The 20,751-nt window shown below is 50.4% G+C and carries 19 protein-coding genes; all 19 read left to right on the top strand.

What is annotated here, in order from left to right; all coding sequences use genetic code 11:
• Nucleotides 1–148 precede the first annotated feature (148 nt).
• The 19 genes from atpI to pstB all read left to right on the top strand — a co-directional run bounded on the left by atpI (nt 149) and on the right by pstB (nt 20,742).
• Nucleotides 149–529, top strand: coding sequence for a F0F1 ATP synthase subunit I (gene atpI, locus ACU8YC_RS19935; protein WP_151217181.1), 381 nt, complete (start codon nt 149–151; stop codon nt 527–529).
• A gap of 7 nt (nt 530–536) precedes the next feature.
• Nucleotides 537–1,352: a F0F1 ATP synthase subunit A gene (gene atpB, locus ACU8YC_RS19940; protein WP_151217179.1), complete on the top strand. Its 816-nt coding sequence runs from the start codon at nt 537–539 to the stop codon at nt 1,350–1,352.
• Nucleotides 1,353–1,398: 46 nt separating this feature from the next.
• Nucleotides 1,399–1,638, top strand: a complete 240-nt coding sequence (gene atpE, locus ACU8YC_RS19945; protein ID WP_003023794.1) for a F0F1 ATP synthase subunit C — start codon at nt 1,399–1,401, stop codon at nt 1,636–1,638.
• Between the two features lie 59 nt (nt 1,639–1,697).
• On the top strand, nt 1,698–2,168 hold the full coding sequence (gene atpF / locus ACU8YC_RS19950; RefSeq protein WP_003827022.1) for a F0F1 ATP synthase subunit B: 471 nt from the start codon (nt 1,698–1,700) through the stop codon (nt 2,166–2,168).
• A 14-nt stretch (nt 2,169–2,182) separates the two neighbouring features.
• Nucleotides 2,183–2,716 carry a F0F1 ATP synthase subunit delta gene (atpH, locus tag ACU8YC_RS19955; RefSeq protein WP_151217177.1) on the top strand — a complete coding sequence of 178 codons (534 nt, stop codon included), beginning with the start codon at nt 2,183–2,185 and terminating at the stop codon, nt 2,714–2,716.
• 12 nt (nt 2,717–2,728) lie between these two features.
• Entirely contained in the window at nt 2,729–4,270 is a 1,542-nt protein-coding gene (gene atpA, locus ACU8YC_RS19960; protein ID WP_003023802.1) for a F0F1 ATP synthase subunit alpha, read from the top strand.
• Between the two features lie 50 nt (nt 4,271–4,320).
• Nucleotides 4,321–5,184, top strand: coding sequence for a F0F1 ATP synthase subunit gamma (gene atpG / locus ACU8YC_RS19965; RefSeq protein WP_003023804.1), 864 nt, complete (start codon nt 4,321–4,323; stop codon nt 5,182–5,184).
• A gap of 26 nt (nt 5,185–5,210) precedes the next feature.
• Complete coding sequence (atpD, locus tag ACU8YC_RS19970; protein ID WP_003023806.1) at nt 5,211–6,593, top strand: F0F1 ATP synthase subunit beta; 1,383 nt, start codon at nt 5,211–5,213, stop codon at nt 6,591–6,593.
• A 20-nt stretch (nt 6,594–6,613) separates the two neighbouring features.
• Nucleotides 6,614–7,033 (top strand): F0F1 ATP synthase subunit epsilon, encoded by a 420-nt coding sequence (locus tag ACU8YC_RS19975; RefSeq protein WP_003023809.1) that lies wholly within the window; start codon nt 6,614–6,616, stop codon nt 7,031–7,033.
• Between the two features lie 650 nt (nt 7,034–7,683).
• On the top strand, nt 7,684–9,054 hold the full coding sequence (gene glmU / locus ACU8YC_RS19980; RefSeq protein ID WP_151224047.1) for a bifunctional UDP-N-acetylglucosamine diphosphorylase/glucosamine-1-phosphate N-acetyltransferase GlmU: 1,371 nt from the start codon (nt 7,684–7,686) through the stop codon (nt 9,052–9,054).
• A 192-nt stretch (nt 9,055–9,246) separates the two neighbouring features.
• Entirely contained in the window at nt 9,247–11,076 is a 1,830-nt protein-coding gene (gene glmS / locus ACU8YC_RS19985; RefSeq protein ID WP_003023813.1) for a glutamine--fructose-6-phosphate transaminase (isomerizing), read from the top strand.
• A gap of 462 nt (nt 11,077–11,538) precedes the next feature.
• Entirely contained in the window at nt 11,539–12,123 is a 585-nt protein-coding gene (locus tag ACU8YC_RS19990) for a chaperone-usher fimbrial major subunit (RefSeq protein ID WP_151224055.1), read from the top strand.
• An 83-nt stretch (nt 12,124–12,206) separates the two neighbouring features.
• Entirely contained in the window at nt 12,207–12,887 is a 681-nt protein-coding gene (locus tag ACU8YC_RS19995; RefSeq protein WP_151217175.1) for a fimbrial chaperone, read from the top strand.
• A 20-nt stretch (nt 12,888–12,907) separates the two neighbouring features.
• Nucleotides 12,908–15,445: a fimbria/pilus outer membrane usher protein gene (locus ACU8YC_RS20000; RefSeq protein WP_286542985.1), complete on the top strand. Its 2,538-nt coding sequence runs from the start codon at nt 12,908–12,910 to the stop codon at nt 15,443–15,445.
• 12 nt (nt 15,446–15,457) lie between these two features.
• Entirely contained in the window at nt 15,458–16,519 is a 1,062-nt protein-coding gene (locus ACU8YC_RS20005) for a fimbrial protein (RefSeq protein WP_286539516.1), read from the top strand.
• 249 nt (nt 16,520–16,768) lie between these two features.
• Complete coding sequence (gene pstS, locus ACU8YC_RS20010; RefSeq protein ID WP_003023814.1) at nt 16,769–17,809, top strand: phosphate ABC transporter substrate-binding protein PstS; 1,041 nt, start codon at nt 16,769–16,771, stop codon at nt 17,807–17,809.
• Between the two features lie 262 nt (nt 17,810–18,071).
• The gene (pstC, locus tag ACU8YC_RS20015; RefSeq protein ID WP_151217169.1) at nt 18,072–19,031 is read left to right on the top strand and encodes a phosphate ABC transporter permease PstC; all 960 of its coding nucleotides are present in this window, start codon (nt 18,072–18,074) and stop codon (nt 19,029–19,031) included.
• Entirely contained in the window at nt 19,031–19,921 is an 891-nt protein-coding gene (pstA, locus tag ACU8YC_RS20020) for a phosphate ABC transporter permease PstA (RefSeq protein ID WP_003023819.1), read from the top strand. Before pstC ends, pstA begins: the two co-directional genes overlap by 1 nt.
• A gap of 47 nt (nt 19,922–19,968) precedes the next feature.
• Complete coding sequence (pstB, locus tag ACU8YC_RS20025) at nt 19,969–20,742, top strand: phosphate ABC transporter ATP-binding protein PstB (RefSeq protein ID WP_181695151.1); 774 nt, start codon at nt 19,969–19,971, stop codon at nt 20,740–20,742.
• The last annotated feature ends 9 nt before the right edge of the window (nt 20,743–20,751 follow it).

The following is a 20,751-nucleotide window of genomic DNA, read 5'->3' on the forward strand; positions in this document are numbered from 1 at the left end:
ACATTTATTCACTTTTTAGCTACTTATTGTTTGAAATCGAGAAGCCGCACCGTATAATTTGACCGCTTTTTGATGCTTGACTCTAAGCCATAAAGAACGTTTTATACGACACGCGGCATACCTCGAAGGTAGCAGGAGTAAAAACGTGATGTCTATGTCGCTCTTGAGTCGAAACGTTGCTCGTAAGCTTTTGCTCACACAGTTTCTGGCGGTAACAGCAAGTGGACTGCTGTTTAGCCTCAAAGACCCTTTCTGGGGCATCTCCGCGTTGTGCGGTGGATTGGCAGTGTTACTGCCTAATGTGTTGTTTATGATATTTGCCTGGCGTCACCAGGCGCATACACCAGCTAAAGGTCGAGTAGCCTGGACGTTCGCTTTTGGCGAAGCCTTCAAGGTGTTAGCGATGCTGGTTTTGCTGGTGGTGGCGTTGGCTGTTTTGAAAGCGGTATTCATGCCGCTGATCGTTACGTGGGTTTTGGTGCTGGTGGTTCAGATACTGGCGCCGGCTGTAATTAACAACAAAGGGTAAAGGCATCATGGCTTCAGAAAATATGACGCCGCAGGATTACATAGGACACCATCTGAATAACCTTCAGTTGGACCTACGTACATTCTCGCTGGTGGATCCGCACAACCCCCCAGCCACCTTCTGGACGCTCAATATTGACTCCATTTTCTTCTCGGTGGTTCTGGGTCTGTTGTTCCTGCTTATGTTCCGTAGCGTGGCCAAAAAGGCGACCAGCGGCGTACCAGGTAAATTTCAGACCGCGATTGAGCTGGTAATCGGCTTTGTGAATGGTAGCGTGAAAGACATGTACCATGGCAAAAGCAAGCTGATTGCTCCGCTGGCCCTGACGATTTTCGTCTGGGTATTCCTGATGAACTTTATGGATTTACTGCCTATCGACCTGCTGCCGTACATCGGTGAGCATATCTTTGGCCTGCCGGCTCTGCGTGTGGTTCCGTCTGCTGACGTGAACATCACCCTGTCGATGGCGCTGGGCGTATTTATCCTCATTCTGTTCTACAGCATCAAAATGAAAGGCATCGGTGGCTTCGCGAAAGAGTTGACGCTGCAGCCGTTCAATCACTGGGCGTTCATCCCTATCAACTTAATCCTTGAAGGGGTAAGCCTGCTGTCCAAACCAATCTCACTTGGTCTGCGACTGTTCGGTAACATGTACGCTGGTGAGCTGATTTTCATTCTGATTGCTGGTCTGTTGCCGTGGTGGTCACAGTGGATCCTGAATGTGCCGTGGGCCATTTTCCACATACTGATTATCACGCTGCAAGCCTTCATATTTATGGTTCTGACGATTGTCTATCTGTCGATGGCATCTGAAGAGCATTAATTTACCAACACTACTACGTTTTAACTGAAACAAACTGGAGACTGTCATGGAAAACCTGAATATGGATCTGCTGTACATTGCTGCCGCTGTGATGATGGGTCTGGCGGCAATCGGTGCTGCGATCGGTATCGGCATCCTCGGGGGTAAATTCCTGGAAGGCGCAGCGCGTCAACCGGATCTGATTCCTCTGCTGCGTACTCAGTTCTTTATCGTTATGGGTCTGGTGGATGCAATCCCAATGATCGCTGTAGGTCTGGGTCTGTACGTGATGTTTGCTGTCGCGTAGTAAGCGTTGCTTGAATTAAGAGCAATATCAGAACGTTAACTAGATAGAGGCATTGTGCTGTGAATCTTAACGCAACAATCCTCGGCCAGGCCATCGCGTTTGTCCTGTTCGTTCTGTTCTGCATGAAGTACGTATGGCCGCCGTTAATGGCTGCCATCGAAAAACGTCAAAAAGAAATTGCTGACGGCCTTGCTTCTGCAGAACGAGCACATAAGGATCTTGACCTTGCAAAGGCCAGCGCGACCGACCAGCTGAAAAAAGCGAAGGCGGAAGCTCAGGTAATCATCGAGCAGGCGAACAAACGCCGCGCTCAGATCCTGGACGAAGCTAAAACTGAAGCAGAGCAGGAACGTACTAAAATCGTGGCACAGGCGCAGGCGGAAATTGACGCCGAGCGTAAACGTGCTCGCGAAGAGCTGCGTAAGCAAGTTGCTATCCTGGCTGTTGCTGGCGCCGAGAAGATCATCGAACGTTCCGTGGATGAAGCTGCTAATAGCGACATCGTGGACAAACTTGTCGCTGAACTGTAAGGAGGGAGGGGCTGATGTCTGAATTTATTACGGTAGCTCGCCCCTACGCCAAAGCAGCTTTTGACTTTGCCGTTGAGCACCAAAGCGTTGACCGTTGGCAGGATATGCTGACGTTTGCCGCTGAGGTGACAAAAAACGAACAAATGGCAGAGCTTCTTTCTGGCGCGCTGGCGCCGGAAACGCTCGCTGAGTCGTTTATCGCCGTGTGCGGTGAGCAGTTGGACGAAAGCGGCCAAAACCTGATTAAGGTAATGGCTGAAAATAACCGTCTGAATGCGCTCCCGGATGTTCTTGAGCAGTTTATTCACCTGCGTGCAGCCAGTGAGGCTATCTCTGAGGTAGAAGTCACTTCTGCCAATGCACTGAGTGATGAACAGCTTACGAAGATTAGTGCAGCGATGGAAAAACGTCTGTCACGCAAAGTTAAGCTGAATTGCAAAATCGATAAGTCTGTAATGGCAGGCGTAATCATCCGAGCGGGTGATATGGTCATTGATGGCAGCGTACGCGGCCGTCTTGAGCGCCTTGCAGACGTCTTGCAGTCTTAAGGGGACTGGAGCATGCAACTGAATTCCACCGAAATCAGCGAACTGATCAAGCAGCGCATTGCTCAGTTCAATGTTGTGAGCGAAGCTCACAACGAAGGTACTATTGTTTCTGTAAGTGACGGTGTTATCCGCATTCACGGCCTGGCCGATTGTATGCAGGGTGAGATGATTTCCCTGCCGGGTAACCGTTACGCTATCGCACTGAACCTGGAGCGCGACTCCGTAGGTGCAGTTGTGATGGGTCCATACGCTGACCTCGCCGAAGGCATGAAGGTTAAGTGTACGGGTCGTATTCTGGAAGTTCCGGTTGGCCGTGGTCTGCTGGGTCGTGTGGTGAATACTCTGGGTTCCCCGATTGACGGTAAAGGTCCGGTTGATAACGATGGCTTCTCGCCAATCGAAGTTATCGCACCTGGCGTAATCGAACGTCAGTCCGTCGACCAGCCAGTACAGACCGGTTATAAATCTGTTGATGCCATGATCCCAATCGGTCGTGGCCAGCGTGAGCTGATCATCGGTGACCGTCAGACGGGTAAAACCGCAATGGCAATCGATGCCATCATCAACCAACGTGACTCCGGCATTAAATGTGTGTACGTGGCTATCGGCCAGAAAGCGTCCACCATTTCTAACGTGGTGCGTAAACTGGAAGAACACGGCGCACTGTCCAACACCATCGTTGTTGTGGCTACCGCGTCTGAATCCGCTGCACTGCAATACCTGGCACCATATGCCGGTTGCGCAATGGGCGAATACTTCCGTGACCGCGGCGAAGATGCGCTGATCGTTTACGATGACCTGTCTAAACAGGCTGTGGCTTACCGTCAGGTTTCCCTGCTGCTCCGTCGTCCGCCAGGACGTGAAGCATTCCCGGGCGACGTATTTTACCTCCACTCCCGTCTGCTGGAACGCGCATCCCGCGTTAACGCGGAATACGTTGAGAAGTTCACCAATGGTGAAGTTAAGGGTAAAACCGGCTCCCTGACCGCTCTGCCGATTATCGAAACCCAGGCGGGTGACGTTTCTGCGTTCGTTCCGACCAACGTAATTTCCATTACCGATGGTCAGATCTTCCTGGAAACTAACCTGTTTAACTCCGGTATTCGTCCGGCAGTTAACCCGGGTATTTCCGTATCTCGTGTAGGTGGCGCAGCGCAGACCAAGATCATCAAGAAACTGTCCGGTGGTATTCGTACCGCACTGGCGCAGTATCGTGAACTGGCAGCGTTTTCTCAGTTCGCTTCCGACCTGGATGAAGCTACGCGTAAGCAGCTGAGCCACGGTCAGAAAGTAACTGAACTGCTGAAGCAGAAACAGTATGCCCCAATGTCTGTTGCACAGCAGGGTGTGGTGCTGTTCGCGGCTGAACGCGGTTACCTCGAAGATGTGGAACTGGCGAAAATCGGTAGCTTCGAAGCCGCTCTGCTGGCTTATGTTGACCGTGACCACGCTCCGCTGATGCAAGAGATCAACCAGTCCGGTGGCTATAACGATGAAATCGAAGGCAAGCTGAAAGCTATCCTCGATTCCTTCAAGGCAACCCAGTCCTGGTAACGTCTGGCGGTCTGCTTTAGGGCGGACCGCAAGGCATTGAGGAGAAGCTCATGGCCGGCGCAAAAGAGATACGTAGTAAGATCGCAAGCGTCCAGAACACGCAGAAGATCACTAAAGCGATGGAGATGGTCGCCGCTTCCAAAATGCGTAAATCGCAGGATCGCATGGCGGCCAGCCGTCCTTATGCAGAGACCATGCGCAAAGTGATTGGTCACCTTGCGAATGGTAATCTGGAATATAAGCACCCTTACCTGGAAGAACGCGACGTTAAACGCGTGGGCTACCTGGTGGTGTCGACCGACCGTGGTCTGTGCGGTGGCTTGAACATTAACCTGTTCAAAAAGCTGCTGGCGGATATGAAAACATGGTCCGATAAAGGCGTTCAGTGCGATATCGCAATGATCGGCTCTAAGGGCGTGTCTTTCTTTAATTCCGTTGGCGGTAATGTGATTGCTCAGGTAACCGGTATGGGAGATAACCCTTCCCTGTCGGAACTGATCGGTCCGGTTAAAGTGATGCTGCAGGCCTACGATGAAGGTCGCCTGGACAGACTGTACGTTGTCAGCAACAAATTTATTAACACCATGTCTCAGACGCCAACCATCACGCAACTGCTGCCTCTGCCGGCATCAGATGATGATGAGTTGAAGCGTAAATCCTGGGATTACCTGTATGAGCCGGACCCGAAAGCGCTGCTGGATACCCTGCTGCGTCGTTATGTCGAGTCTCAGGTTTATCAGGGCGTGGTAGAAAACCTGGCCAGCGAGCAGGCCGCACGTATGGTGGCGATGAAAGCCGCGACCGACAATGGCGGCAGCCTGATTAAAGAGCTGCAGTTGGTATACAACAAAGCTCGTCAGGCCAGCATTACTCAGGAACTCACCGAGATCGTCGGTGGTGCATCCGCGGTATAACCAGGTTAATTCGTAGAGGATTCAAGATGGCTACTGGAAAAATTGTCCAGGTAATCGGCGCCGTGGTTGACGTCGAATTCCCTCAGGATGCCGTACCGCGCGTGTACGATGCTCTTGAGGTTATGAATGGTAAAGAGAGCCTGGTGCTGGAAGTTCAGCAGCAGCTCGGCGGCGGTATCGTGCGTACCATCGCTATGGGTTCTTCCGACGGTCTGCGTCGTGGTCTTGAAGTTAAAGACCTCGAGCACCCGATCGAAGTCCCGGTAGGTAAAGCAACTCTGGGTCGTATCATGAACGTCCTGGGGCATCCGATCGACATGAAAGGCGATATCGGTGAAGAAGAGCGTTGGGCTATCCACCGCGCGGCACCTTCCTACGAAGAGCTGTCAAGCTCTCAGGAACTGCTGGAAACTGGTATCAAAGTTATCGACCTGATGTGTCCGTTCGCTAAGGGCGGTAAAGTTGGTCTGTTCGGTGGTGCGGGTGTAGGTAAAACCGTAAACATGATGGAGCTGATCCGTAACATCGCGATCGAACACTCCGGTTACTCTGTGTTTGCGGGCGTAGGTGAACGTACTCGTGAGGGTAACGACTTCTACCACGAAATGACCGACTCCAACGTTCTGGACAAAGTATCTCTGGTATATGGCCAGATGAACGAGCCGCCGGGAAACCGTCTGCGTGTTGCGCTGACCGGTCTGACCATGGCTGAGAAGTTCCGTGACGAAGGTCGTGACGTTCTGCTGTTCGTTGATAACATCTATCGTTATACCCTGGCCGGTACAGAAGTATCTGCACTGCTGGGTCGTATGCCATCAGCGGTAGGCTACCAGCCGACCCTGGCGGAAGAGATGGGTGTTCTGCAGGAACGTATCACCTCCACCAAAACCGGTTCTATCACCTCCGTTCAGGCGGTATACGTACCAGCGGATGACTTGACTGACCCATCCCCAGCAACCACCTTTGCTCACTTGGATGCAACCGTGGTACTGAGCCGTCAGATCGCATCTCTGGGTATCTACCCGGCAGTTGACCCGCTGGATTCCACCAGCCGTCAGCTGGATCCGCTGGTTGTTGGTCAGGAACACTACGACACCGCGCGTGGCGTACAGTCCCTGCTGCAGCGTTATCAGGAACTGAAAGACATTATCGCCATCCTGGGTATGGATGAACTGTCTGAAGAAGATAAACTGGTGGTAGCACGTGCGCGTAAAATTCAGCGCTTCCTGTCCCAGCCGTTCTTCGTTGCGGAAGTATTCACCGGTTCTCCGGGCAAATACGTTTCCCTGAAAGACACCATCCGTGGCTTTAAAGGCATCATGGAAGGCGAATACGACCACCTGCCAGAGCAGGCGTTCTACATGGTTGGTTCTATCGACGAAGCCGTGGAAAAAGCCAAAAAACTTTAACGCCTTAATCGGAGGGTGATATGGCAATGACTTACCACCTGGACGTCGTCAGCGCAGAGCAACAAATGTTCTCTGGTCTGGTCGAAAAAATCCAGGTAACGGGTAGTGAAGGTGAACTGGGTATTTTCCCTGGTCACGCACCGCTGCTCACCGCCATTAAGCCTGGTATGATCCGCATCGTTAAACAGTTCGGTCATGAAGAGTTTATCTACCTGTCCGGCGGCATTCTCGAAGTGCAGCCAGGCAGCGTGACCGTTCTGGCTGATACCGCGATTCGCGGACAGGATCTCGATGAAGCGAGAGCCCTGGAAGCGAAGCGTAAGGCTGAAGAGCACATCAAGAGCTCTCATGGTGACGTGGATTACGCTCAGGCATCTGCGGAACTGGCCAAAGCGATCGCGAAACTGCGCGTTATCGAGTTGACCAAAAAAGCGATGTAACACCGGCTTGAAAGCACAAAGGCCAGTCTGGTTTCCAGGCTGGCTTTTTTTTTGGTTTTGTTGCAAGAACATTTAAATTAAAAGCTGTTTTGTGATTTAGATCATAAAAACATTGATTGGCTAAAAAATGCGGCGTAGACTCTTTTTTATGTGATGTATGTCACAAAATGAACTCGGATAAAAAGAGATGCCAACATGAAATTACTCAATAAAATCATCGCCATGTTCAGCAATATGAGCTTTTAGCCTTTACCTGCATGTCCTGTGGCGCGATGCTTGATACGGTTTATCAGCCAGCGCCCCTTGTTGTAATAAATCCCCTCCCCCTACTCCTCTGCCTCAAATGTTTATTTTTGCTTACGCATTTTCGGTTTCTCACTGAATCACAAAATAAAATCGGACCATGCATTCGTAACTCTTTATTCATGCGGTAAAAAAATAGCAAAAACATTAACCTAAGGCTTTAATAAGAGCAGGTCCCAGGTTTTTTGAAGACAAAAGACACTGATATAGACGAAAATGGTGAGTTATCAGATGGGGAATTTCCCCGATTGAACGTTTTATCTTCGGTCCATTTTACGCTGAAAAAAATGTAGTATTTTCAATGTGAAACGGTATAAATTCGTTCTCAAATTACAGTCAGGACGTGTATGTTGAATAATGCTATGAGCGTCGTGATCCTTGCCGCAGGCAAAGGCACGCGTATGTATTCCGATCTCCCTAAAGTGCTGCATACCCTCGCAGGAAAACCGATGGTTCAGCATGTCATTGATGCAGCTAATGAATTAGGTGCGACTCACGTACATCTGGTCTACGGACACGGTGGTGATTTGCTCAAGCAAACGCTGAAGGATGGCAACCTGAACTGGGTTCTGCAGGCGGAGCAGTTGGGTACCGGCCATGCGATGCAGCAGGCGGCGCCATTCTTTGGTGATGACGAAGACATTTTAATGCTCTATGGCGATGTGCCGCTGATTTCCACCGAAACGTTACGTCACCTGCGTGAAGCGAAACCGCAGGGCGGCATTGGCTTGCTAACGGTAAAACTCGATGACCCAACCGGCTATGGGCGAATTACCCGCGATAACGGCAACGTCACGGGTATCGTCGAGCATAAAGATGCCACCGACGAGCAACGTCAAATCCAGGAAATAAACACTGGTATCCTGATTGCCAACGGTGCTGACATGAAGCGCTGGCTGTCCAGACTGACCAATAATAATGCTCAGGGTGAATATTACATCACCGATATCATTGCGATGGCGTATCAGGAAGGACGTGAAATTGCTGCAGTACATCCAGCACGCATTAGCGAAACAGAAGGGGTGAATAACCGTCTTCAGCTATCCCGTCTGGAACGTGTTTATCAGTCCGAGCAGGCAGAAAAACTGCTGCTGGCGGGCGTGATGCTGCGCGATCCGGCACGTTTTGATCTTCGCGGTACGCTTATTCACGGGCGAGATGTTGAAATTGATACTAACGTTATCATTGAAGGTAACGTAACCGTTGGGGATCGCGTCAAGATTGGCGCTGGCTGCATCATCAAAAACAGCGTTATTGGTGAGGGTTGCGAGCTTAGCCCATACAGTGTGGTGGAAGATGCCCATCTGGAAGCTGCTTGCACCATCGGTCCATTCGCGCGTCTGCGCCCAGGTGCTGAGCTGCAGGAAGGCGCACACGTGGGTAACTTCGTTGAAATGAAAAAAGCGCGTCTGGGTAAAGGCTCCAAAGCCGGTCATCTGACCTACCTGGGCGATGCGGAAATTGGCGATAACGTGAACATCGGTGCAGGGACGATCACCTGCAACTACGATGGTGCTAATAAATTTAAAACCATTATTGGTGATGATGTGTTTGTGGGTTCGGATACTCAGTTGGTAGCGCCTGTCACTGTGGGTAAAGGTGCGACCATTGCCGCCGGGACCACTGTTACGCGTAATGTCGCCGATAACGAACTGGTATTAAGCCGTGTACCGCAGGTCCATAAACAGGGCTGGCAGCGTCCGGTGAAGAAGAAGTAATTTAGTTTTTTGCCGAATGGCATACGTGTTTATTCGGCAGATAAGGGACGAGGAGATAAACATATATCTCCCGCCCACTAGTAATACCTATAAAAATAACCCCACTCTCTACAAGGCTCGGGGCGCCCGGAAAGGGCAAATACAGGTCAGCGACAACGACAGGCATAATGCCTAAATTCGGAATCAAAAAATATGTGTGGAATTGTTGGCGCTATCGCGCAGCGTGATGTAGCTGAAATCCTTCTCGAAGGTTTACGTCGTCTGGAATATCGTGGTTATGACTCTGCTGGTCTGGCCGTCGTCGATGCTGAAGGTAACATGACTCGTCTGCGTCGTCTGGGTAAAGTTCAGATGCTGACTGCTGCTGCGGAAGAACATCCGCTGCATGGTGGTACAGGTATCGCTCATACCCGTTGGGCAACACACGGTGAACCTTCAGAAGCGAACGCGCATCCCCATGTTTCTGAACACATTGTTGTGGTGCATAACGGCATCATTGAAAACCATGAACCACTGCGTGAACTGCTGAAAACCCGTGGCTATACCTTTGTTTCTGAAACCGACACCGAAGTGATTGCTCACCTGGTGCACTGGGAGTTGGAACAGGGTGGAACGCTGCGTGAAGCCGTGCTGCGTACTATTCCGCAGCTGCGCGGTGCCTACGGCACAGTGATCATGGATACCCGTAACCCAGAAACTCTGCTGGCGGCCCGTTCTGGTAGCCCGCTGGTCATTGGTCTGGGCATGGGTGAGAACTTTATCGCTTCCGACCAGCTGGCGCTGCTGCCGGTAACCCGTCGCTTTATCTTCCTGGAAGAGGGCGACATCGCGGAAGTGACCCGTCGTTCTGTCTCTATTTTCGACAAGTCTGGCGCAGAAGTGAAACGTCAGGATATCGAATCGAATCTGCAGTATGACGCGGGCGAAAAAGGTATTTATCGCCACTACATGCAGAAAGAGATCTACGAACAGCCGAACGCGATTAAAAATACGCTGACCGGGCGCATTAGCCACGGTGAAGTGGATTTAAGCGAGCTGGGTTCGCGTGCCAACGAGCTGCTGTCTCAGGTTGAACATATCCAGATTATCGCCTGCGGTACGTCGTACAACTCCGGTATGGTGTCCCGCTACTGGTTTGAATCGCTGGCGGGTATTCCTTGTGATGTCGAAATCGCTTCCGAATTCCGCTATCGTAAATCTGCTGTGCGTCGTAACAGCCTGATGATTACCCTTTCTCAGTCCGGTGAAACGGCGGATACCCTGGCGGGCCTGCGCTTATCTAAAGAGCTGGGCTATCTGGGATCGCTGGCTATCTGTAACGTTCCGGGCTCCTCTCTGGTGCGTGAATCTGACCTGGCGATGATGACCAATGCCGGTACCGAAATCGGTGTGGCCTCCACGAAGGCATTTACCACCCAGCTGACTGTTCTGCTGATGCTGGTGGCGAAACTGTCTCGTCTGAAAGGCCTGGATGCGTCTATTGAGCAGGAGATCGTTCACGGTCTGCAGGCGCTGCCGAGTCGTATTGAGCAGATGCTGTCTCAGGACAAGCGCATTGCTGCTCTGGCGGAAGGTTTCTCTGACAAACACCATGCGCTGTTCCTTGGCCGTGGCGATCAGTACCCCATCGCGCTGGAAGGCGCGCTGAAGCTGAAAGAGATCTCGTATATTCACGCTGAAGCATATGCCGCAGGCGAACTGAAGCACGGTCCGCTGGCGCTGATTGATGCTGATATGCCGGTTATCGTGGTCGCACCGAACAACGAACTGTTGGAAAAACTGAAATCTAACATTGAAGAAGTTCGCGCGCGTGGCGGTCAGCTGTACGTCTTTGCCGATCAGGATGCAGGCTTTACCAGCAGCGAAAACATGCACATCATTGAGATGCCGCATGTGGAAGAGGTGATTGCACCCATCTTCTACACAGTTCCGCTGCAACTGCTGGCGTATCACGTGGCGCTGATTAAAGGCACCGACGTGGATCAGCCGCGTAACCTGGCGAAATCAGTTACTGTAGAGTAATGCTTTGAGCCAACATAAGCCACCGGGATTCCGGTGGCTTTTTTTATGTCTGCATACAAAACACTATGTTTTGGTTGTTATTATAAATAACTACTTTTTTGTATTTTATTTGTTTTTTTTATACCTGTTTGTTTATTTGTGTTTTTAATTGATATAAAAAATTGTTGTTAATTTTTTATTAATTTACTTTATGAATTATCATTGTGTTTTATGTAAATTAAATCTGAAAATCACATGAAAACAAGTGTCTGTTTTGAATTGATTGTATATCTCGTGCTAATATTATAAAAGTAAGTATTGTTTTTTTTGTATTTATTTTATTTTGCTTATATTTAAACTTGTTTAATTAATATTGATTTAATTGCTTATTGTGACAGGTTGAGTATTATTGCTGCCGTAGGGATAGCGTGTTTCATTATTTTAAATGGAACGCAAATATATAATATTATTGGTAGTGTCATAATGAAACTTAATTCAATTTCTCGCGTATTAATTTTATCCTTTAGCCTGTCTGCTGGTTATGCTATTGCAAATGATGGGAATGTTCACTTCACTGGCGAAGTTATCGACAGCACCTGCGAAGTGACGACGGAGACAGCAAATCAAACTGTCAAACTCGGGAAAGTTAATAAAACCGCATTTACCGGCGTCGGCAGCACGGCTGCGCCAGCTAATTTCCATATTGATCTGGATAAATGTCCGGCAACTTATACCAAGGCTGCCGTTCGCTTTGATGCCGTTGATACAAACGGTACATTTAAAGGCAATGCCGATGGCGACGTAACGGTAGGGTTCCCCGTGGAATCGACAGCGCCGGGCGATTTTACGGGAACAGGTACCGCAGCGGCGGCAACCGGCGTGGCGATTCGTCTTTATAACAGCAGCGATAACTCCCATCTCAAAATTGGCGACGATTCTACCCCTGTGACTATTTCTTCAGGGAAGGCCTCTATGCCATTTATCGCGCGTTATATTGCAACTTCTGCGACTGTAACGCCGGGTACCGCGAACGCCGATACGCAGTTCACCGTTATTTACACCAAGTAATAGACAATCATGAAATGAATGACGCTCATGTTGATAAAAATTATGAACAGTGGGCGTCTTTTTAAGGAGAAATTGTTGTGATTATGCGGTTACTGAAAGGAATCATTGCTGCACTGTTATTGGTTAATATTTCATCCTGTTTTGCGGGGATCGTGATTGGTGGTACGCGAGTTATTTTCCCCGGCAGTGAGATGGATACAACGATCTCTATTTATAACAAAGAGACTGAGCTTCCCTATCTTATTCAGGCATGGGTTGAGCCGTTTGACAGTAAAGATAAAAGTAAACCTCCTTTTACTGTTGTTCCTCCGGTGTCTCGCCTGGAAGCCAGCCAGGAAAAGATCCTGCGAATAATTAAAACTGCCGGTGATTTACCGAAAGATTGCGAATCTGTTTTCTGGCTGAGTGTGAAAAATATTCCCCCTACCAGCACCGACAAAGACAGCAGTAAGCTGGAAATTGCGGTGAAAACCAAAATCAAACTTTTCTGGCGCCCGGCGGGCATTACGCTCACGCCGGAAAAAGCCGTTGCCAACGTGAAATGGCATAAGCAGGGAAATAACCTGATTGTTAAGAATAACAACCCTATTCATATCAATATCATGGATGTGCTGATTGATGGAAAAGATGTACCGCTCAATATGATTCGCCCCTTTGAAACCTTAACCCTGCCTTTGCCTTCTGGCAGCGGCGGCCATTCACTGGACTGGCGCTTTATCTATGATACTGGCGCAGTGAGCAAGGCTCAGAAACAAGCGTTGTGATGGTCTTGAGAAGGAGTTTTATGCCAGGCTCACGTCTTTTTCCCGTACTTATTTCCGGTGCGTGTTTATGTGCGGCAACTCAGGTTGACGCACAGGGGTATTCATTTAACCCACGACTGCTGGAAATTGACCACCCGGTGGATATTGATATTCGCCAGTTTAATCGCGCGAATATGCAGCCGCCTGGGGAATATAAAGTTGATGTGGTGGTGAACGGCAAAGCCTTTGAGCCACAAACTATTCGCTTTGTACAGGACCCTCCCGAGTCGGAACTTCATCCGTGTTTTGTGGCCGTGAAAGAGGCGTTGTCTGCTCTTGGCGTGAAAGTCGAGGCGTTAAAAACGCTCAACGATGTCGATAACAGCGCCTGCGTCAACCCGATGCCGCTGGTTGAGGGATCTAAATGGGTATTTGATGCCAATGCGCTGGCATTAAATATCTCCGTGCCGCAAATTTACCTTGATTCAACCGCTCAGGGTTATATTCCTCCCTCCCGCTGGGATGAAGGTATTAACGCCCTAATGGTCAACTATGATTTTTCCGGCTCGCATACCCTTAAATCAAATTACGGTTCGGAAGATGACGATACCTACTACCTGAATCTGCGAAACGGGCTGAATATCGGCGCGTGGCGTTTTCGTAACTACAGCACGGTGAATGCCACCAACAGCAGCATTGATGTTCGCTCTGCCAACAACTACGTGCAACGCGATATCGCCACCCTGCGTAGCCAGATAATGGCTGGCGACACCTGGACGGCGAGCGATGTATTTGACGGCACCCAGATCCGCGGTGTCAGACTTTACACTGACGACGACATGCTGCCGTCGAATCTGAACAACTTTGCACCGGTGGTGCGCGGTATTGCTAAAAGTAACGCCACGGTCACTATTCGTCAGAATAACTATGTGATTTATCAATCGGCTGTGCCTCAGGGAGCATTTGAGATCACCGATCTTAACACCACCAGCACCGGTGGCGATCTGGACGTGACCATCAAAGAAGAAAACGGTAGCGAACAGCATTTTACCCAACCCTACTCCACGCTAGCGATTATGAAGCGAGAAGGGCAAACCGACGTTGATATAAGCGTGGGGGAAATGCGCGATGAAAACCATTTCAGACCCAAGGTTGCCCAGGCACAGATTCTGCGCGGCCTACCGTGGGGTATCACTGCCTATGGCGGCACGCAAATCGCGCAGGATTACTCTGCCGTTGCGCTAGGCATTGGTAAAGATATGGGCTCACTCGGCGCGCTCTCATTTGACGTGACTCAGGCGCATTCTCATTTTGACGATAGCGATGATGAAAAAGGGCAATCTTATCGTTTTCTCTACTCTAAACGCTTCGATAATACCGATACCACTTTCCGCCTGGTGGGCTACCGCTATTCAACGCAGGGATACTACTCACTCAATGAGTGGGCCTCTCGTCAGAACGACAGCGAAAATTTCTGGAACACCGGGAACCGGCGCAGCCGGCTTGAAGGTACCTGGACGCAAGCATTTCCCAACGGGTATGGCAGTCTTTATTTAACGTTAAGCCGCCAGGAGTACTGGAAGACCAACGCCGTCGATCGCATGGTGCAGTTTGGCTATAGCAATCGCTGGCGAACAGTGTCATGGAACCTTTCATGGAATTATATCGACTCGGTTGGCACCTACTACGCTAACAATAATGGTTACGCAAACGAGAATAATAACGACCACGAACAGACGGTTATGCTTACACTCTCCTTCCCGCTGTCAGGAAGTATGACGAACAGCTACGTCGACTACTCCATGATGCAGAATAATCACCATGACAGTTCCATACAGGCGGGGATCGGCGGTACGCTGCTGGAAGATCGCAACCTCTCTTATAACGTTCAGGGCGCCTGGAATAACGCGGATAACGCCGCCTACAGCAGCAATGCTAGCCTCGACTATGATGGCACTTATGGTTCCATTAACGGCAGCTATGCCTGGAGCCGCGACACTCAAACCTTTAACTATGGCGCTCGTGGCGGCATTCTGGTACATGGCAGCGGTGTGACGTTCTCACAGGAACTGGGAGAAACGGTTGCACTGGTGGAAGCGCCTGGCGCGGCAGGGCTATCAGTGGAAAATGAAGGCGGCGTGTCGACCGACTGGCGGGGTTATACGGTGAAAACCCAGATGAATGCCTACGGTGAAAACCGGGTCGCCATCGACAGCCGCTACTTCTCGCGCGCCAATGTTGAGCTGGATAACACGGTGGTGAATCTGGTGCCGACGCGCGGTGCGGTGGTGAAAGCAACATTTGTTACCCATGTGGGATATCGCGTGCTGTTTACGGTAACGTTAGCCAATGGCAAGCCCGCGCCATTTGGTTCGATGGTTTCGGCTGAACTGGAAGCCGGTACGGTGACGGGCATTGTGGGCGATAACGGCGAAGTGTATCTTGCCGGGATGCCGGAAGAGGGTGATTTCGCATTAAGCTGGGGAAATAATGCCACGGACAAATGTATGGCACATTACTCATTTACAGCTAAACCGCAGGATACGAGTTTAGTTCAGCTTAATACCGCGTGTCATTAAAGGGATTTTACAATGAAAAAAAACTATTTAGCGTTGCTGTTTCCTCTGATATTGATGTCAGATCCCGTAATGGCTGAAGCAAATAAAGGTATGTGTGTTACCTCGTCAGGTACGCCGTTTCATAGTGTATTACCCTTTTATGGTAAAAAAATAAGCACAGTGCAGAACAAAAAAGGCCAGACGTTTAACTTTCCGACATCGACATCAGATAGTTATCCCGGGCATTGTGAATGCTCTCTGGGTAAATCCGCTCGGTTTTATTACATTTATTATACTGCCATCATGAATGAGGCTCTGACACCTACGGCTGTACGCAGCGGTGTTCATTATTATCAACTGAATGACTACCTTGACGTGGGCATTGCGATAGAAGTGTTGGGGCGAGGGAAAATTAATGCGCCTTTCGAAATGGAACAGAATATTCATCAAGGAACCTATTATGACTGTGGCCGTGTTCAGCCCCTTGATTTTACGAGCGGTGACTCCGCAACCATTTATTTTTATATCCGGGAACCCTTTATTGGAACTGTTACTATTCCGCCAACGCTAATGAGTCGGTTATATGCGACGATCAGTAATGATACACCCATTGATTATGCTCGCCCGCTGGCTGATGTGTATATTTCCGGCGATATCACCGCACCTCAGGAGTGTGAAATCAACGGCGGACAGACTATTGTCGTCGATTTTAACAAAATCCCCGCTTCAGAGTTCAGCAGTGTGCCGGGCACGGCGATAACGAGCCGAAAAATCCCGGTGAAGGTGGCGGTTAAATGTACGGGCATGTCTACCGGACAAAATATTGATATGTCGCTGCATGCCATGCAGTCCGGATCGTTATCTAAGGTGATTAGCACAGACAATCCCAATGTTGGGATCATTATGTATGATGAGTATGGCAATGCCACCGATGTTAACGGCGGACTCATGGACATTGACATGGGGCGAATCGTCTCAGGACGTGAGACGGGGGAGTTTAATTTTTCAGCCGCGCCAGCCAGCACCACCAGCACACGACCACAGCCGGGTATCTTTACCGCTGAGGCTACCATCATTGTGGAAATAAAAAACTGATCTTTCATGGGGCGGCTGTTTATGACAGTCGCTGTCATATTTCCCCGCCCGGACCTCATTCGTCGCAAAAAAAATGGCATTTCCACGAATATCATATGAATTAATTTCAATTTTTTCATGTAGTTAAAAGAACGTTTTTCGTTGTCATAAAACTGTCATATTTCGTACATTTAACTGTCACCTGTTTGTCCTATTTTGCTCACAGTAGCAACTCAAACAACAATTTACGAAAACCGTGCAGGAGACATTATGAAAGTTATGCGTACCACTGTCGCAACTGTTGTCGCCGCGACCTTATCCATGAGCGCGTTCTCTGCGTTTGCTGCAGCGAGCCTGACAGGTGCAGGTGCAACCTTTCCTGCGCCAGTGTATGCCAAATGGGCAGATACCTATCAGAAAGAGACCGGTAGCAAAGTAAACTACCAGGGTATCGGCTCCTCCGGTGGTGTAAAACAAATTACGGCCAATACCGTTGATTTCGGCGCCTCTGATGCCCCGTTATCTGACGAAAAATTGGCGCAAGAAGGCCTGTTCCAGTTCCCGACCGTGATCGGTGGCGTGGTGCTGGCGGTGAACATCCCTGGGCTGAAATCCGGCGAGCTGGTGCTGGACGGTAAAACGCTGGGCGACATCTACCTCGGTAAAATTAAAAAGTGGGATGATGAAGCCATCACCAAACTGAATCCGGGTCTGAAACTGCCTTCACAGAATATCGCCGTTGTGCGTCGTGCTGACGGCTCCGGTACTTCCTTCGTCTTCACCAGCTACCTGGCAAAAGTAAACGAAGAGTGGAAATCTAAAATTGGTTCCGGCTCTACTGTTAACTGGCCGACCGGTCTGGGTGGTAAAGGTAACGACGGTATCGCCGCGTTCGTACAGCGTCTGCCGGGCTCTATCGGCTACGTTGAGTACGCTTACGCTAAGCAGAATAACCTGGCGTACACCAAGCTTGTTTCTGCTGACGGTAAACCGGTAAGCCCGACCGAAGAGAGCTTCGCTAACGCCGCAAAAGGCGCTGACTGGAGCAAAACCTTCGCTCAGGATCTGACTAACCAGAAAGGTGACGACGCGTGGCCAATCACTTCCACCACCTTCATTCTGGTACATAAAGAGTCGAAGAAACCAGAGCAGAGCGCAGAAGTGCTGAAGTTCTTCGACTGGGCGTACAAAAACGGCGGCAAACAGGCTAACGACCTGGATTACGCCAGCCTGCCGGACAGCGTGGTTGAGCAGGTTCGTGCTGCATGGAAGACCAACGTGAAAGACAGCAGCGGTAAAGCGCTGTACTAAATACCCGTCATACTTCGAGTCGCAGCGGTGTTGGCTGTGTTTGTTCACCCCAGTCACATATTGAATCTATGCTCCTGGGGATTAATGAGGGACATCCTTGTCCCTCACCGAAGGCAGCCTCCGGCTGTTCAAATTCGTTCCTGACGAATTTGTCACAAGCTTGCCGCCTTGCTGCAACTCGAATTATTTAGGGTATGGCATTACGTTAGCCAGGAAGCACGATAAAATGCGTGCTTCCTGGCCCAAACTTAAAGAGTGATTTATGGCTGCAACCAAGCCTGCTTTTAACCCACCGGGTAAAAAAGGTGACATGATCTTCAGCGCGCTGGTAAGACTGGCTGCGCTGATTGTACTATTGATGTTGGGTGGCATTATTGTCTCCCTGGTCATCTCCTCCTGGCCAAGTATCCAAAAATTTGGCTTCGCATTCTTGTGGACTAAAGAATGGGATGCGCCGAACGATATCTACGGTGCTTTAGTACCGATTTACGGTACGCTGGTTACCTCACTTATTGCGTTGCTGATTGCCGTTCCGGTGAGTTTCGGCATTGCGCTGTTCCTGACTGAACTTGCTCCTGGCTGGCTGCGTCGCCCGCTGGGCATCGCTATTGAACTGCTGGCGGCAATTCCAAGTATCGTGTACGGCATGTGGGGGTTGTTTATTTTTGCCCCTCTGTTTGCGACTTATTTCCAGGAACCGGTCGGAAACATCCTTTCCAACATTCCGTTTGTTGGCGCGCTGTTCTCCGGCCCGGCATTTGGGATCGGTATTCTGGCGGCTGGCGTGATACTCGCCATCATGATCATCCCGTACATTGCGGCGGTAATGCGCGATGTATTCGAACAAACGCCGGTGCTGATGAAAGAGTCAGCCTATGGCATCGGTTGCACCACCTGGGAAGTTATCTGGCGCATCGTCCTGCCGTTCACCAAAAATGGCGTGATCGGCGGCGTGATGCTCGGTCTGGGCCGTGCGCTCGGTGAAACCATGGCGGTCACCTTTATCATCGGCAACACCTACCAGCTCGATAGCGCCTCGCTGTACATGCCGGGCAACAGTATTACCTCTGCGCTGGCGAATGAATTTGCCGAAGCGGAATCTGGGCTGCACGTTGCCGCGTTGATGGAGCTGGGTCTGATTCTGTTTGTGATCACCTTCATCGTGCTGGCGGCATCTAAGTTCATGATCATGCGCCTTGCGAAGAACGAGGGGGCACGCTAATGGCTACGCTTGAAATGCAAAACACCGCTCAGCTTGCGGAATCCCGTCGTAAAATGCAGGCGCGTCGTCGCCTGAAGAACCGCATCGCGCTGACGCTCTCAATGGCGACCATGGCGTTCGGTTTGTTCTGGTTGATCTGGATCCTGATGTCCACGATCACCCGTGGTATTGACGGTATGTCGCTGGCGCTGTTCACCGAAATGACGCCGCCGCCGAATACGGCGGGTGGTGGTCTGGCGAACGCCCTGGCCGGTAGCGGTCTGTTGATTCTGTGGGCGACCGTGTTTGGTACCCCGCTTGGTATTATGGCGGGTATCTACCTGGCGGAGTATGGGCGTAAGTCCTGGCTGGCTGAGGTCATCCGCTTTATCAACGACATTCTGCTTTCTGCGCCATCCATCGTGGTCGGTCTGTTCGTTTATACCATCGTAGTAGCAAAAATGGAGCATTTCTCCGGCTGGGCGGGCGTAATCGCGCTGGCGCTGCTGCAGGTGCCTATTGTTATTCGTACCACAGAGAACATGCTCAAGCTGGTGCCGGATAGCCTGCGTGAAGCCGCCTATGCGCTGGGTACGCCGAAGTGGAAGATGATTTCTGCAATCACCCTGAAGGCGTCTGTCTCGGGCATCATTACAGGGGTTCTGCTGGCTATTGCACGTATCGCCGGTGAAACGGCTCCGCTGCTGTTTACGTCGCTCTCCAATCAGTTCTGGAGCACCGACATGATGCAGCCAATTGCCAACCTGCCGGTCACTATCTTTAAGTTTGCAATGAGCCCGTTTGCTGAGTGGCAACAACTGGCCTGGGCTGGGGTACTGATTATTACCCTGTGCGTACTGCTGCTGAACATTCTGGCGCGCGTCATTTTCGCGAAGAAGAAACACGGTTAATTTTTTACGGCGTGGCGGATGCGGCGCCGGATGAGGAAGAGATTGAAATGAGTATGGTTGATACTGCCCCAAGTAAGATTCAGGTTCGTGATTTGAACTTCTACTATGGCAAATTCCATGCCCTGAAGAACATCAACCTGGATATCGCGAAAAACCAGGTCACAGCGTTTATCGGGCCGTCAGGTTGTGGTAAGTCGACGCTGCTGCGTACTTTCAACAAAATGTTTGAGCTGTACCCAGAGCAGCGTGCGGAAGGTGAAATCCTGCTGGATGGTGACAATATTCTCACCAACACCCAGGATATCGCGCTGCTGCGTGCCAAAGTCGGCATGGTGTTCCAGAAGCCGACGCCGTTCCCAATGTCTATTTACGACAACATCGCGTTTGGCGTACGTTTGTTTGAGAAACTCTCTCGTGCGGATATGGACGAGCGTGTGCAGTGGGCATTGACCAAGGCCGCATTGTGGAATGAAACCAAAGATAAATTACACCAGAGCGGGTACTCTCTCTCCGGTGGTCAGCAGCAGCGTCTGTGTATTGCGCGCGGTATTGCCATTCGCCCGGAAGTGCTACTGCTTGATGAGCCGTGTTCAGCGCTCGACCCGATTTCTACCGGGCGTATTGAAGAGCTGATCACTGAGCTGAAAGAAGATTACACCGTTGTTATCGTTACCCACAACATGCAGCAGGCTGCGCGTTGTTCCGATCACACGGCATTTATGTACCTGGGCGAGTTGATTGAGTTCAGTAATACGGACGATCTGTTCACCAAGCCCGCGAAGAAACAAACTGAAGATTACATTACTGGCCGCTACGGTTGATATGCCCGG

This window comes from Citrobacter sp. VF227 (assembly GCF_052950715.1).